Origin of the sequence: Pseudomonas putida, assembly GCF_001941965.1 — a bacterium.
GTDB lineage: Bacteria > Pseudomonadota > Gammaproteobacteria > Pseudomonadales > Pseudomonadaceae > Aquipseudomonas > Aquipseudomonas putida_L.
On sequence record NZ_MKZO01000023.1, the window covers coordinates 34,688 to 47,726 of the forward strand.

The 13,039-nt window shown below is 65.4% G+C and carries 15 protein-coding genes; all 15 read left to right on the plus strand.

Annotated elements, in window-relative coordinates; all coding sequences use genetic code 11:
• The first annotated feature begins 37 nt into the window (after positions 1-37).
• Positions 38-445, plus strand: a complete 408-nt coding sequence (locus PSEMO_RS13655; protein ID WP_023103921.1) for a hypothetical protein — start codon at positions 38-40, stop codon at positions 443-445.
• A 16-nt stretch (positions 446-461) separates the two neighbouring features.
• The gene (locus PSEMO_RS13660; protein ID WP_023103920.1) at positions 462-722 is read left to right on the plus strand and encodes a hypothetical protein; all 261 of its coding nucleotides are present in this window, start codon (positions 462-464) and stop codon (positions 720-722) included.
• 78 nt (positions 723-800) lie between these two features.
• A complete protein-coding gene (locus PSEMO_RS13665; RefSeq protein WP_023103919.1) occupies positions 801-1,448 on the plus strand; it encodes a hypothetical protein in 648 nt (215 codons plus the stop codon).
• A gap of 62 nt (positions 1,449-1,510) precedes the next feature.
• Entirely contained in the window at positions 1,511-2,620 is a 1,110-nt protein-coding gene (locus PSEMO_RS13670; RefSeq protein ID WP_028690959.1) for a DUF6094 domain-containing protein, read from the plus strand.
• Between the two features lie 50 nt (positions 2,621-2,670).
• Positions 2,671-2,991 (plus strand): hypothetical protein, encoded by a 321-nt coding sequence (locus tag PSEMO_RS13675; protein ID WP_023103917.1) that lies wholly within the window; start codon positions 2,671-2,673, stop codon positions 2,989-2,991.
• A 90-nt stretch (positions 2,992-3,081) separates the two neighbouring features.
• Positions 3,082-3,387, plus strand: a complete 306-nt coding sequence (locus PSEMO_RS13680; protein WP_023103916.1) for a hypothetical protein — start codon at positions 3,082-3,084, stop codon at positions 3,385-3,387.
• A 135-nt stretch (positions 3,388-3,522) separates the two neighbouring features.
• Positions 3,523-5,802: a helicase-related protein gene (locus PSEMO_RS13685; protein WP_028690958.1), complete on the plus strand. Its 2,280-nt coding sequence runs from the start codon at positions 3,523-3,525 to the stop codon at positions 5,800-5,802.
• A 113-nt stretch (positions 5,803-5,915) separates the two neighbouring features.
• Entirely contained in the window at positions 5,916-6,785 is an 870-nt protein-coding gene (locus PSEMO_RS13690) for a hypothetical protein (RefSeq protein WP_028690957.1), read from the plus strand.
• A gap of 160 nt (positions 6,786-6,945) precedes the next feature.
• The gene (pilL2, locus tag PSEMO_RS13695) at positions 6,946-7,545 is read left to right on the plus strand and encodes a PFGI-1 class ICE element type IV pilus protein PilL2 (protein ID WP_028690956.1); all 600 of its coding nucleotides are present in this window, start codon (positions 6,946-6,948) and stop codon (positions 7,543-7,545) included.
• Entirely contained in the window at positions 7,542-8,183 is a 642-nt protein-coding gene (locus PSEMO_RS13700) for a hypothetical protein (protein WP_023103912.1), read from the plus strand. Before pilL2 ends, PSEMO_RS13700 begins: the two co-directional genes overlap by 4 nt.
• A gap of 14 nt (positions 8,184-8,197) precedes the next feature.
• On the plus strand, positions 8,198-8,923 hold the full coding sequence (locus PSEMO_RS13705; protein WP_023103911.1) for a TIGR03759 family integrating conjugative element protein: 726 nt from the start codon (positions 8,198-8,200) through the stop codon (positions 8,921-8,923).
• Positions 8,905-9,510 carry a transglycosylase SLT domain-containing protein gene (locus PSEMO_RS13710; RefSeq protein WP_028690955.1) on the plus strand — a complete coding sequence of 202 codons (606 nt, stop codon included), beginning with the start codon at positions 8,905-8,907 and terminating at the stop codon, positions 9,508-9,510. The genes PSEMO_RS13705 and PSEMO_RS13710 overlap by 19 nt, the downstream gene beginning before the upstream one ends.
• Positions 9,507-10,046 carry an integrating conjugative element protein gene (locus PSEMO_RS13715; protein ID WP_017515759.1) on the plus strand — a complete coding sequence of 180 codons (540 nt, stop codon included), beginning with the start codon at positions 9,507-9,509 and terminating at the stop codon, positions 10,044-10,046. Before PSEMO_RS13710 ends, PSEMO_RS13715 begins: the two co-directional genes overlap by 4 nt.
• A gap of 4 nt (positions 10,047-10,050) precedes the next feature.
• Complete coding sequence (gene traD / locus PSEMO_RS13720; RefSeq protein ID WP_023103909.1) at positions 10,051-12,240, plus strand: type IV conjugative transfer system coupling protein TraD; 2,190 nt, start codon at positions 10,051-10,053, stop codon at positions 12,238-12,240.
• Positions 12,237-12,986: a TIGR03747 family integrating conjugative element membrane protein gene (locus PSEMO_RS13725; RefSeq protein ID WP_023103908.1), complete on the plus strand. Its 750-nt coding sequence runs from the start codon at positions 12,237-12,239 to the stop codon at positions 12,984-12,986. Before traD ends, PSEMO_RS13725 begins: the two co-directional genes overlap by 4 nt.
• The last annotated feature ends 53 nt before the right edge of the window (positions 12,987-13,039 follow it).

Sequence of the window (13,039 nt, forward strand, 5' to 3'; positions counted from 1 at the left end):
GGGAGGCCTCTGGCTCTACTTCTTCAGGAGGCCTCTCATGGGCTGGTATTTCTCTCCCCAATCGCGGTCTGAACTGATCGCCGAACTGATCGCACCGCAGGAGACCGAGCGCGCCAGCGTGAAGGTCATCGCCCACACGCTGCGCGGCAACGTCCTCTGGTCCGTCGCGGAAGTGACGGCCAGGGCCGAAGGCGTGCATCGTGATCTCGCGCCGGGCCAGTCCCTGCGCTACATCCGCTGCGATCTTCTGGAGCGCAGCGGCAACCAGTGGGGCTACAAGCCGCTGGACGAGTCCATGCACCCGTACTACTACTCGTGCCCGCTGTCCTATCTGGACCTCGCACCGGAGCAGTCCGCCGACTGGCGTGCAGGCGTTCGCGCCTACCACGCGCGGCGTCGTACACCCACGGTTGCCACGGCACCCGCCGCGGCACTATTGGCCTGAGCCAGGAGGAACCAACATGGACCCGATCCTGGCTGCGCTCCCCGCCTCGCTGTTAAAGCTCGTTGAAGGCAGTTTGTCCAACGACGAAGTTTCCTCCGACGAGGAAATGCTGGCGTACTTCATCGACAACGGCCTCACCGAGGAGCAGGCACGGCAGGCGCTGACCTATCGCGACCAGTACCTCAACAACATCTACCTGGACGGCTTCACGCCGATCACCGCGGTGGACGAGGCGCTTCACTTCAACCCGCACACCCGGCAGTTCGAGCCGGACTGAGCGGTTTTCTTCCACCCCCCCCGGGGCAGTACCTGCCCCGACGGGCGGTGCTGTTCCCGCTCATCCGAGGACACCACCATGCCCGCAAACACTTCTTCCACGCTGTACCGCATCGACGAATGCCCGGACGTGATGGCCGACGCCTGCGTTGGCGATGACCAGGGCAACCTGATCTTCCTGTCCATCTGGGCACGCGACACCGCCGTCCAGCAATTCCTCGCTCGCCTGACCCTCGGGCGCGACGAGCAGGGACTGGACCAGTTCCACGTCATCACCGACCAGGGCGGCAGCGTCCCGGTGTTCATCGGCAACGTCGATCGCCTGGAAAAGCGCATGACCCGCGCCTACCGGCGAACGCTGTTCGGTTCGCTGTCCAACGTGTGGCTGTTCGACCGGCGCTGCGTCAAGCCCGACAAGGCCAACGCCAGCGCATTGGCACTGCTGCCGCGCGACAGCGCCCACCGGCTTGACCGCCTGTGGATGCTGGTGCGGGACACCTGCCCGTTGCCGCTACTCGACCACTGGCGCGAGACCGTGCTGGAACTGCTGCAAAGCCGCGAGATGCTGGCCCGCCTTCCGTTCGCCCTCGGGCCGCTGGAAGGCCATCGGCTCGCCATCGACGTGCCGGCGCTGACCCTGGCGCTGGGCTCCCTGATCCGCAGTGACGCGCTCACCGCCTATCCCTATCCGACCAAGATTTGGACGCCGGAAGCGGTAGCGGCTTGACCCCCTCGGAGGCACGTCTCGGCGTGCTTCCGTCTTTCATCCCCGCCAACCAGGAGACTTCCATGGCCCTCATGTTCCCGCGGCTCGCCCGCAATTTCGCCAAGAACGGGTACTACCCGACCGACGAACCCACGCTCGAAAGAGCCCTCAACGCACTGATGCCCAGCGACGGGCCGATGTGCATCCTTGATCCCTGCGCCGGCGAAGGCGTGGCGATCGCCGAAGCCGCCTATGCCCTCGGGCGTGACCAGGCCAAGGCATTCGCGGTCGAGTTCGACGCGGAGCGGGCACGCCATGCCCGAGGCTTGGTCGATCACTGCCTGCACGCGGACCTGATGGACACGATGGTCTCCAAACAGTCCTTCGGGTTGCTCTGGCTCAACCCGCCGTATGGCGACCTGTCCAAGGACGTCAACGGCAACATCGGCTATCAAGGTCAGGGACGTGCCCGCCTCGAAAAGCTGTTCTATCAGCGTTCGCTGTCGCTGCTGCAGTACGGCGGCATGCTGGTCTTCATCGTCCCCGGCTACGTGCTCGACGCGGAGCTGGTTGGTTGGCTGACACGCCACTACACCGATCTGCGGATCTACCGAGCGGTGGAAACGCAGTTCAAGCAGGTGGTGATCTTTGGCCGAAGGGTGCGCCAGCGCGAGCAGGCCCCCGATGGCGTCAAGGCCGTGCGCAACTTGCTGCTGCAGGTTGGGCTTGGCGAAGTCGAAGCCGAGGAACTGCCGAGCGAATGGCCGTTCCTGCCGTACATCGTCCCCGCCAGTCCGGTCGAGCCGGAGCATTTCTTCCGCGTGACGATGGAGCCGGAGCAGTTCGCCGATGAGGTCGGTCGGCTGCAAGGCCTCTGGCCGTCGCTGGACACGCACCTGGGGGCCGCGCAGCAGTCGCTGCGTCCACCGGCGCGAGCCTTGTCCCACTGGCATCTCGCCCTGGCCTTGGCAGCGGGCGCGATCTCCGGCGTTGTGCGCTCCCAGACGGGGCGCGTGCTCGTCGTCAAAGGTGACACCCACAAGGACAAAACGCTCCAGCGGGAATTCACCGAACGCGAAGACGGCTCCATCGCCGAGACCCGCATCCTCACCGACAAGTTTGTGCCCGTCATCCGCGCGTGGGACATGACGCCTGGCTCCGCGACACGGGGCGAGGTGTTGACCATCCGCTGATCCACCGGACGCGCTGCCGTCCTGCTGTACCACATCGAAGGAGAAACACCATGTTCCCGAATCCGTTCAAGCGGCCAGCGCCGCACAAGCAACCGTTGTTCGCACCGAGTACGTTGAAGTTGAGCGAGAAGGTGCATTGGCTGGCCCGAAGAGGCCTGATCGACCCCTTAGCCTATGTCCAGCGCCATGTGCGCGGGGACTGGGGCGAGATCGATGAGGCCACACGCCAAGCCAACGACGTGGCGATCCAACAGGACAACCTGATGATCTCGCAGTTCAGGATCACGCCGGACCTGGCGCTAATCGTCAAGACCAGCGAGGACCACCAGACCACGGTGATCCAGCTTCCCGAAGAGCGGGACCTGATCTGACGTCCCCACATCGTCATCCTCATTCTCCTGACGGAGCCACTTCACTCCGGCAGGGGTGTCGTGGCTCAATGACTCATCAAGGAGGAGCCCATGGCATCACATCGCATCGAAACCTACTGTCAGAACCTGGCGTTCCCCATCGGGGCGCTTATCTTCAGCAAAGGCATTGACCGCCTGGTCCGCTCGGGTCGCCTCGACCCGATCCCGTACTTCAGGCGCCACACCCGTGGCGACTGGGGCGACGTCAACGTCCAGCAATGGCAGGCCAACAGCACCGCGCTTCAATCAGGCGCATCGCTGGCATCGCACTACGTGATCCATCCGGGGCTGGCCATTCGCATCGTTACCGACGCGGAGCGCCACGCCACCGTCATCGTTCTGCCGTCCGAGGACTGAGCACGGTTCAGCCGCTGGCCACCCAGGCCAGCACCTTCAACCACCGTCGGCCACGCGTCGATTTACTTCCCACCACGGGGCATGCCACTGCCCCGCTGGGGGTGGTGCATGCCCCTTTTTCTTTGGAGCATCACCATGTCCCTCGATCTCGAAACCAATGCCGCTGAAGCCGCGCCCGTACAGGGCGAACTGCTCGACGCGGAATCTTCCCCTCTGACCCTGAGCCTTCAGGATTTCGTCGGCGAGTTCGGCGACGAACTGCTCGACGCCCTCAACAGCGCCAACCCGCCGGTCTATACCGGCCAACCGCAAGCACATCGCCAGCTCATCGTCGCCAGCCTCAAGCGCAAGCTGTTCCAGGCCCAGGCCGAAGTCGTCCACGCCGCCGCGGAGCTGCTGATTGACCGTGGCGAGCGCGCCGCGATCGTCAATGGCGAGATGGGCTGCGGCAAGACGACCGTCGGCATCGCCACGGCCGCTGTGCTCAACGCCGAAGGCTACCGCCGGACCTTGGTTCTCTCGCCCCCGCACCTTGTTTACAAGTGGCGGCGCGAGATCCAGGAGACAGTAGCGGGCGCGAAGGTCTGGGTGCTCAACGGCCCCGATACCTTGGTCAAGCTCATCAAGCTGCGCGAGCAGTTGGGTGTGCAGCCGACCGGCCAGGAGTTCTTTGTCCTGGGGCGCGTCAGGATGCGGATGGGGTTCCACTGGAAGCCTGTCTTCACCCAGCGGCGCACCCGCCACGGCGACGTGGCGGCCTGCCCGGACTGCGGCACGGTCATCACCGACCTCGACGGCGAGCCGGTCAACCCGGTCGCGCTCGAAGCCGAGGAGTACCGCAGGAAGTGCAGCCATTGCGCAGCGCCCCTGTGGACGCTGATCCGCCCACGCAGCCTGTCCGGCAGCGACCAGTCCTCGGCCGTGCTGAAAGCCTTGAAGCGCATCCCGACCATCGGGGCAGTCACCGCGCAGAAGCTGATGCAGAAGTTCGGAGACGGCTTCCTGGCCTCGATGCTCGGCGACAACATCCATGAGTTCATCAACCTCATGGACGGCAACGGCGAGCTGGTGTTTTCCGACCGTCAGGCCACCCGCATGGAACGTGCGATGGCCAACATGGAGTTCGGCTTTGGCGAAGGCGGCTACCAGCCGTCCGAGTTCATCAAACGCTACCTGCCGCAAGGCACGTTCGACCTGCTCATCGCCGATGAGGCGCACGAGTACAAGAACGGCGGCAGTGCCCAAGGCCAGGCCATGGGCGTGCTGGCAGCGAAGGCTCGCAAGACCTTGCTGCTGACTGGCACGCTGATGGGCGGCTACGGGGACGACCTGTTCTACCTGCTGTTCCGAGCCCTTCCGGGGCGGATGATCGAAGACGGCTACCGCCCGACCACGAGCGGCAGCATGACCTCGGCCGCGATGGCGTTCATGCGCGATCACGGGGTCTTGAAGGACATCTACTCCGAGAGCACCGGCACGGCGCACAAGACGGCCAAGGGCACCAAGGTATCGGTGCGCACGGTCAAGGCCCCGGGCTTCGGCCCCAAGGGCGTCTTGCGCTGCATCCTGCCGTTCACGATCTTCCTCAAGCTCAAGGACATCGGCGGCAACATCCTGCCGCCGTATGACGAGGAGTTCCGCGAAGTCGCGATGGACACGGCGCAAGCCGCGGCCTACCGCGATCTGGCGGGTCGGCTGACCGCGGAGCTGAAACAGGCTCTTGCACGACGCGATACGACCTTGCTGGGTGTGGTGCTCAACGTGCTACTGGCCTGGCCAGATTGCTGCTTCCGGTCGGAGACCGTGGTGCATCCGCGCACGCGCAACACCTTGGCGTTCGTCCCGGCTCAGTTCAACGAGTTCGAGATCAGCCCCAAGGAGCGTGAGCTGATCGACATCTGCAAAGAGGAGAAGGCGCAGGGCCGCAAGGTGCTGGCCTACACGGTCTATACCGGCACGCGCGACACGACCAGCCGGTTGAAGGTGCTGCTGGAGCAGGAAGGCTTCAAGGTGGCGGTGCTGCGCGCAAGCGTGGATGCCAGCCGCCGCGAGGACTGGATCGCCGAACAACTGGACCGTGGCATCGATGTGCTCATCACCAACCCCGAGCTGGTTAAAACGGGACTGGACCTGTTGGAGTTTCCGACGATCGTGTTCATGCAGTCGGGCTACAACGTGTACTCGCTGCAGCAGGCGGCACGCCGCTCCTGGCGCATCGGGCAGAAGCAACCCGTGCGCGTGATCTACCTTGGCTACGCCGGCTCCTCGCAGATGACCTGCCTCGAACTGATGGCCAAGAAGATCATGGTCTCGCAGTCCACCTCGGGCGACGTGCCCGAATCAGGGTTGGACGTCCTGAACCAGGATGGTGATTCGGTCGAGGTCGCACTGGCCCGGCAACTGGTCGCCGCCTGATCCCCACGCCAACGCTGGCCTAACGCCGCCGGCTTTCCGCTGTTCCCACCTTGCAGCCACGTCCACGGTCTCCGTGGGCGTGGCTGCGCTTTTTCGATCCCAAGGAGATTTCCATGAACACCAATACCCAAGCAACGACCAAAGTCGTCAGTGCTCGCCTCACGCTGGACGTGACTTACCTGCTCAACGGCGAGGCCGAATCGGAAATGCTGGCACGGCTGCGCAGCATGTGCGAATACGCCATCGATGAGGGTCTGCTGACCGGCGAGACCGCCGCGGAAGTGGATAAGTGGTCGATCGATGTGTCCGAGCAGCCCTCGGAAGCTGAGAGTGACACCCTGGTAACCGAGATCGCCTCCTTCATGCGGCAGCGCATCGAAGACGGCAATCTGAACGCTGAAGACATCCCCGTGCGCCTGGCGCGCTACGGCCTGATGGCTCCCGAGGCATTCGCCGACGAGATGCGCGAGCGCATGGGTATGGCCGACGAAGAACCCGAGAGTCAGGCTGTCATCCCTCCGACCGAGCCTGCTGAAGGCGGCGAGATCGAGATGCAAGTCGCTGTCGCCTGCGTCGATGCTTCCGGCACCCCCAACATGCCGGTCTTCAAGGTCAGAACCACCCAGGAGGAATACGACCAGGGTGCCCACTACCACAAAGCCAAGGATCTGGCCGAAGAAGCCCGGTACGAAGGGCCGTTCGTCTGCTTCGACGCTGCCGAATATGGCCCCATCCTGTCGGCCGCCCGCGAACTGGGTCTTGTCCCGCAGGTCGTCGTGGTCGATATGACCGACGGCCAGATCCACTCCATCCGCTGCGACACCGGCGAGATCAAAGTCGTCTGCTACGACACCAGCGATACCGACGAGTACTCGGTGGCGATGGCGGACCGGCCGCTCGGCGAGAACGGCCAACTCGTGCGCTGCTGGGCGCATGCCCAACTGGCACAGGTCGATCCTGGCCTGAAGCTGGCTCGGGGTTGATTCGGCAGGGTCCGACCTGCGCTCTCATTGGCCCCTTCGGGGGCCTTTTTCTTTGGAGGGAGGCTGTCGGAAAATCGGACGGGGCGTGATTCGCATTGTTTGCTGCCGCGCACGACCCCAGCGGCGATGGTGAGGGCTCGATGTTTCAGGACGCCGAGCTATGTGCCCCTCTCCACCCTGGTTTCACCATCCCGAACGCCGCCTGCTGACGGGATTTCTCGGCCTGCTTTGGTCGGTACTGGCTGGCGGCTGCGCGACAACGACTGCGCCGCACGCACCCGATGCCTTCGAGGAAGTCTCGACCGCGCCCGAACCCGAAGCGCCCGAGTACATCCCCGTTGTGCGCTATGGGCGCTACACGTTGGTCGAGCTGGCCCCCACGGCGGCGCAGCGCGACCTGCTGTTGCAGACCATCGATGTTTCGATGCCGGCGGATGCCCGCGTCACGGTCGGCGATGGGCTGCGGCACGTGCTCAAGCGCAGCGGCTACAGCCTGTGTCAAACGGCACATGCCGTGATCGAGTTGTATGCGCTGCCGCTGCCGGCGGCGCACCTGCATCTCGGTCCCATGACCTTGCGCGACGCGCTGATCACCCTAGCTGGTCCGGCCTGGGAACTGCACGCGGATGACCGCGCACGACAAATTTGCTTCGAGCGGCCCGGCGACAGCATGGCCGTCGAATCCATGCCTGAACCGGCCGCCGCCGATGCGGTGCAGACCTTCCCACTGATGCCCTCCATTCCAGGCGGCCAGCCATGAACACTCCCCAATCCTCGCGGCGCCCGGCTGCCGCCGTGGTGGCGCAAAGCCTGCTCTGGCTCTGGCTGCTCGGTCTCAGCGTCATCGTGGCCCTCGGCTACCAGGCGATGAGCGACCAGGCCGACGAGGAACGGCTCGACTCCCGTTTGCAACGCCTCGAAGCGCAGGCGGTGGCCTTGGCCGAGACCATCGGAACCATCCAGCAGCGTCCGCAGGTCGCAACGGCGGCGGACCTCAAAGACACCCGCCAAATCCTGGAAGCACGCGCTTCCCAAGTTGAGAAGACATTGAGCAGCTACGCAGCAGCCGACGACCTTCAGGCGCTGCGCGCGGAGATCGAGCAGATCAAGACGCGTCAGACCGCCGCGCGTGCAGCAACACCCGCCCAGCCGCGCACATCGAGCAAGCCCGCCGCCAAGCCTGAACCGCCGCCACTGCCGTTCCGCATCGTCGGCGCCGAACTGCGCGCCGGCCAGCTCAGTGTGTCCGTCGCGCCGAGCAGCGGGGACTTCACGCCCGACCAGCTTCAGGTGCTGTTGCCCGGTGATGCGGTCGGTCCATGGCGCTTGCAGGCAATCGATGGCAGCGCTGCGGTGTTCCAAGCCGGCGAACAGATCCGTCGCGTGGCGATTCCCTGATCGGAGCACACGACATGAAGCCGTCGATCATCCTTTCCGCACTCCTACTGGCTTCAGTCCAGTGGCCCGCGTGGGCGCAACAGCCAGCCACAGCTCCAGCCCGCAATGCGCAGAGCCAGGAGCGCCCGCTGGCCGCCCGCGTCCTGGACGACCGAGTAGCAAGCAACTGGGGGCTCCAACCCCAGGAATGGGCGCGTTACCGCGAGCTGATGGATGGGCCGCTGGGCATCTACTCGCCAAACCTGGACCCGCTGTCTGCCCTAGGCATCGAGGCACGCACCGACGAAGAACGGCGGCGCTATGCAGAGCTGCAGGTGCAAGTCGAGGCTCGCCGCGTCGAGAAGCTGCTCGCCTACCAACGTGCCTACGACGAAGCCTGGCAGCGCCTGAACCCCGGCATGCAGCGCGTGAACCTGCCCGACGACGGGCCGGGCACCGGCACCGCGCGCGGCAGCGGTCGCATGGCGGTGTTCGTCAAGGACGGCTGCGCGGCCTGTGGGCAGCTCGTGCAGCGGCTGCAATCCTCGGGTGCCGAGTTCGACCTGTATATGGTGGGCAGCCGCCAGGACGACGCACGCATCCGCGACTGGGCCAAGCGCGCGCAGATCGACCCGGCGCGCGTGCGCAGCGGCAGCATTACCCTCAACCACGACGGCGGCCGCTGGCTGTCGCTGGGCCTGCCCGGTGACTTGCCCGCGGCTGTGCGCGAGGTGAACGGCCAATGGCAGCGCCAGCCGTAGCGGCCACCTCCTTCTCGCAGCTCTTGTGCGCACTGGTGCTCGCTACCGGCCTGTGCGCCTGCGCCGTCCATGCCCAGGAGATTCCGCCACCTGCCTACCAGCTCGCCGCCCAGCAGGCGGGCATCCCCTCGACCGTGCTCTACGCCGTGGCCTTGCAGGAGAGCGGCGTTCGACGCAACGGGCGCATCGTGCCGTGGCCGTGGTCCCTCAATGTCGCCGGCCAGTCGCGCCGCTTCGCCACGCGCGCCGACGCCTGCTCGGGCTTGCAACAGGCAATGCGTACCACGCCCCACACGCGCATCGATGCAGGCCTGGTCCAGATCAACCTCGGCTACCACAAGCATCGCTTCACCAGCGCGTGCGACCTGCTGGACCCGTATCGAAACCTCGCCATCGCCGCTGAAATCCTGAACGAGCAGCACACGTCCGGCGAAGACTGGCTGCTCGCGATCGGCCGCTACCACCGTCCTGCGGGCGGCGAGCCCGCCGCCCGCTACCGGCGCAGCGTGTCGCGCCATCTCGCGCGTGTGCAGGGCGCACATCCAAACGCCGCGGTGCTCGCCGCGCGCCAGGAGACTTCCCCATGACAAAATCCCATCTGGCCCTGCGGGGCCTGCTTGTGCTGCTGGCAGGTCTGCCGCTGGCATCGCGTGCCGGCGATCCGCTGATCGTGGTCGAAGATCGCGGTGGCACGTCGGCGCTGCCGTACTACGAGGCCCTCAACCTCCAGGCGCGCGCCGATGTCCCGGGCCGGCCGCCCATTCCGACGCCACAGGTTCCCGCCACACCCGCGGACGAGGCAGCGATGCTGCCGGTGCGTAGCGCCAAGCTCACGCCCGGCACCGTCGCGCGGCGCGTGATCGAAGCGCCCGGCCTGCGGCCGTTCGTGGTCATCGGCGACGACGACGCCTCCCGGGCCTGGCTGCAGCGCCGCGGCGTCGCTTTGCGCGAACGCGGCGCGGTCGGCCTCGTGGTCAATGTCGAGACCGCGCAGGGCCTGGCACGGTTGCGTGCCCTGGTGCCGGGCGTGCCGCTCGCGCCCGTAGCCGGAGACGACCTGGCCGATCGCCTGGGGCTGCGGCACTACCCGGCGCTGATCACGGCCACCGGCATCGAGCAATGAAGCCATGTCGGGGAAACAGCCGGTCGAGGTTCTGCTACGCCCAGCGGTGGAGCTATACACCGTCGCGGCGTGTGCAGGCGCCGCGTTTCTGTGCCTGGTGGCCCCATGGTCGCTCGCGCTGAGCCCGTCGATGGGCGTCGGCAGCGCGCTGGCTTTCGGCGCTTACGGCGCGATCCGCTATCGCGATGCCCGCGTGATCCTGCGCTACCGACGCAACATCCGCCGCCTGTCGCGCTACGTGATGACGAGCAAGGACGTGCCCGTCAGCCAGCAGCGGCTTTTCATCGGGCGCGGGTTCCTGTGGGAACAAAAACACACCCATAGGCTGATGCAGACGTACCGGCCGGAGTTCCGCCGATACGTCGAGCCGACGCCTGCCTACCGGCTGGCACGGCGACTGGAGGAGCGGCTGGAGTTCGCGCCGTTCCCGCTATCCCGGCTGTCCGCGCTCACGGGCTGGGATGCTCCTTTCAACCCGGTGCGTCCGCTGCCGCCTGTGGGCGGCCTGCCACGCCTGCACGGCATCGAACCGGACGAGGTGGACGTCAGCCTTCCGCTCGGCGAGCGTGTCGGGCACTCGCTGGTGCTGGGCACCACGCGCGTGGGCAAGACGCGACTGGCCGAGTTGTTCGTGACCCAGGACATCCGCCGCAAGAGCGCTGCCGGCGAGCACGAAGTCGTGATCGTCATCGACCCCAAAGGGGATGCGGACCTCTTGAAGCGCATGTATGTCGAGGCCAAGCGCGCCGGCCGTGAAGGCGAGTTTTACATCTTCCACTTGGGCTGGCCGGAGATCAGCGCCCGCTACAACGCGGTGGGCCGATTCGGTCGCATCTCGGAAGTCGCCACCCGTATCGCAGGGCAACTCTCCGGTGAAGGCAATAGCGCGGCCTTCAGGGAGTTCGCGTGGCGCTTCGTCAACATCATTGCTCGTGCCCTGGTGGAACTGGGACAGCGCCCGGACTACATGCTGATCCAGCGGCACGTCATCAACATCGACGCGCTGTTTATCGAGTACGCCCAGCACTACTTCGCCAAGACCGAGCCCAAGGCCTGGGAGGTGATCGTCCAGATCGAGGCCAAGCTCAACGAGAAGAACATCCCGCGCAACATGATCGGGCGAGAGAAGCGCGTGGTTGCGCTGGAGCAGTATCTCTCCCAGGCGCGCAACTACGACCCGGTGCTCGACGGACTGCGCTCGGCAGTTCGGTACGACAAGACCTACTTCGACAAGATCGTCGCGTCATTGCTGCCGTTGTTGGAAAAGCTAACCAGCGGCAAGATCGCGCAGCTCCTGGCACCGAACTATTCCGACCTGGCCGACCCGCGCCCGATCTTCGATTGGATGCAAGTCATCAGGAAGCGCGCCATCGTCTATGTGGGACTGGACGCGCTGTCCGACGCCGAGGTTGCCGCAGCGGTCGGCAACTCCATGTTCTCCGACCTGGTTTCGGTCGCGGGCCATATCTACAAGCACGGAATCGACGATGGCCTGCCAGACGCCTCGGCTGGCGCGCGCGTACCGATCAACGTCCATGCGGATGAATTCAATGAACTCATGGGTGACGAATTCGTGCCGCTTATCAACAAAGGCGGCGGCGCCGGGCTGCAAGTCACCGCGTACACGCAGACCCTCTCGGACATCGAGGCCCGCATCGGCAATCGCGCGAAAGCTGGCCAGGTGATCGGCAACTTCAACAACCTGTTCATGCTGCGCGTGCGCGAGACTGCCACTGCCGAACTGCTGACGCGGCAGTTGCCGAAGGTCGAGGTCTATACCACTACCATCGTCTCCGGGGCAACCGACAGTTCGGACATCCGCGGCGCGACGGATTTCACGTCGAACACCCAGGACCGCATCAGCATGTCCAGCGTGCCGATGATCGAGCCATCGCACGTAGTCGGCCTGCCAAAAGGCCAATGCTTCGCGCTGCTGCAGGGCGGCCAGCTTTGGAAGGTTCGCATGCCGCTGCCGCTACCAGACCCGGATGAAGTGATGCCGACGGACCTGCAACAACTGGCAGGGTACATGCGCCAGAGCTACAGCGAGGCTACGCAGTGGTGGGAGTTCACCAGTTCCCCGGCCTTGCAGGATGCGGCCTTGCCCGATGACCTGCTGGATGATGCTGCTCCAGCCGAGCCTGCTGCGGTGGCCACCGACACCGACCACAGTGGCGACGAGGCCGCGCCGTGAAGGACGCCGCCTCGACCGCGCAGCGGGAGCAGAATCAGCGCCAGGGCCTGATCGTCGGCACCATCACCTTGCCGTTTCGCTTGCTTGGAGTGCTGATCGGCTCGCTGCTGTTCTCGATCGTGGTGGAGTGCGTCGGCATGCACCTGTTCTGGAAGGACCAGGGCTGGCGCCATTCCCAGCAGATGTTGCAGTACGAGCTTGGGCATCTGTCCAACCACTTCACGCGCAGCGTGGTCGTGCAGGAGCCGGGGCGCACGGCGCACGAGTTGGTGGATACAGGCTACGAATGGGTGTTTGTTCGCTCCGGGCTGCTGGCGCGCATGAGCCAGACCGCCGAGCGCGTCCGCGCGCCCAGCCACGAGCAGGCGCGCAACTTCCGCTACTACATCAGCCAAGCCTATGTCTGGGCCGAGAGCTACCTGATCGCCGCGGCCTTCACGACGCTGACCTTCCTAGTGCGCCTGCTGGTCCTGGTGCTCACGCTGCCACTGATCTTCACGGCTGCTTTCGTCGGTCTGATTGACGGTCTGGTGCGACGTGACGTGCGCAGGTTCGGCGCGGGCCGCGAATCCGGGTTCATCTACCACCGCGCGAAAGCCAGCCTTATGCCCCTGGCCGTGCTGCCGTGGATCACGTACCTGGCACTGCCGATCTCGGTGCATCCATTGCTGATCCTGTTGCCGAGCGCCGCCTTGCTGGGACTGGCCGTGAGCCTGACTGCGGGCAGCTTCAAGAAGTACCTCTAGCCGATCAATCCGGTCATCCGCAGGTTCCTATTGTTTGCGGCCTGAAACAGCCC

Bases quoted from the DNA above. Each gene is read 5' to 3' on its own strand.
- PSEMO_RS13670 (WP_028690959.1), top strand. From the start codon at position 1,511: ATGGCCCTCATGTTCCCGCGGCTCGCCCGCAATTTCGCCAAGAACGGG.
- PSEMO_RS13675 (WP_023103917.1), top strand. From the start codon at position 2,671: ATGTTCCCGAATCCGTTCAAGCGGCCAGCGCCGCACAAGCAACCGTTG.
- PSEMO_RS13705 (WP_023103911.1), top strand. From the start codon at position 8,198: ATGAAGCCGTCGATCATCCTTTCCGCACTCCTACTGGCTTCAGTCCAG.
- PSEMO_RS13680 (WP_023103916.1), top strand. From the start codon at position 3,082: ATGGCATCACATCGCATCGAAACCTACTGTCAGAACCTGGCGTTCCCC.
- PSEMO_RS13700 (WP_023103912.1), top strand. From the start codon at position 7,542: ATGAACACTCCCCAATCCTCGCGGCGCCCGGCTGCCGCCGTGGTGGCG.
- PSEMO_RS13660 (WP_023103920.1), top strand. From the start codon at position 462: ATGGACCCGATCCTGGCTGCGCTCCCCGCCTCGCTGTTAAAGCTCGTT.
- PSEMO_RS13665 (WP_023103919.1), top strand. From the start codon at position 801: ATGCCCGCAAACACTTCTTCCACGCTGTACCGCATCGACGAATGCCCG.
- PSEMO_RS13710 (WP_028690955.1), top strand. From the start codon at position 8,905: ATGGCAGCGCCAGCCGTAGCGGCCACCTCCTTCTCGCAGCTCTTGTGC.
- traD (WP_023103909.1), top strand. From the start codon at position 10,051: ATGTCGGGGAAACAGCCGGTCGAGGTTCTGCTACGCCCAGCGGTGGAG.
- PSEMO_RS13690 (WP_028690957.1), top strand. From the start codon at position 5,916: ATGAACACCAATACCCAAGCAACGACCAAAGTCGTCAGTGCTCGCCTC.
- PSEMO_RS13685 (WP_028690958.1), top strand. From the start codon at position 3,523: ATGTCCCTCGATCTCGAAACCAATGCCGCTGAAGCCGCGCCCGTACAG.
- PSEMO_RS13715 (WP_017515759.1), top strand. From the start codon at position 9,507: ATGACAAAATCCCATCTGGCCCTGCGGGGCCTGCTTGTGCTGCTGGCA.
- pilL2 (WP_028690956.1), top strand. From the start codon at position 6,946: ATGTGCCCCTCTCCACCCTGGTTTCACCATCCCGAACGCCGCCTGCTG.
- PSEMO_RS13655 (WP_023103921.1), top strand. From the start codon at position 38: ATGGGCTGGTATTTCTCTCCCCAATCGCGGTCTGAACTGATCGCCGAA.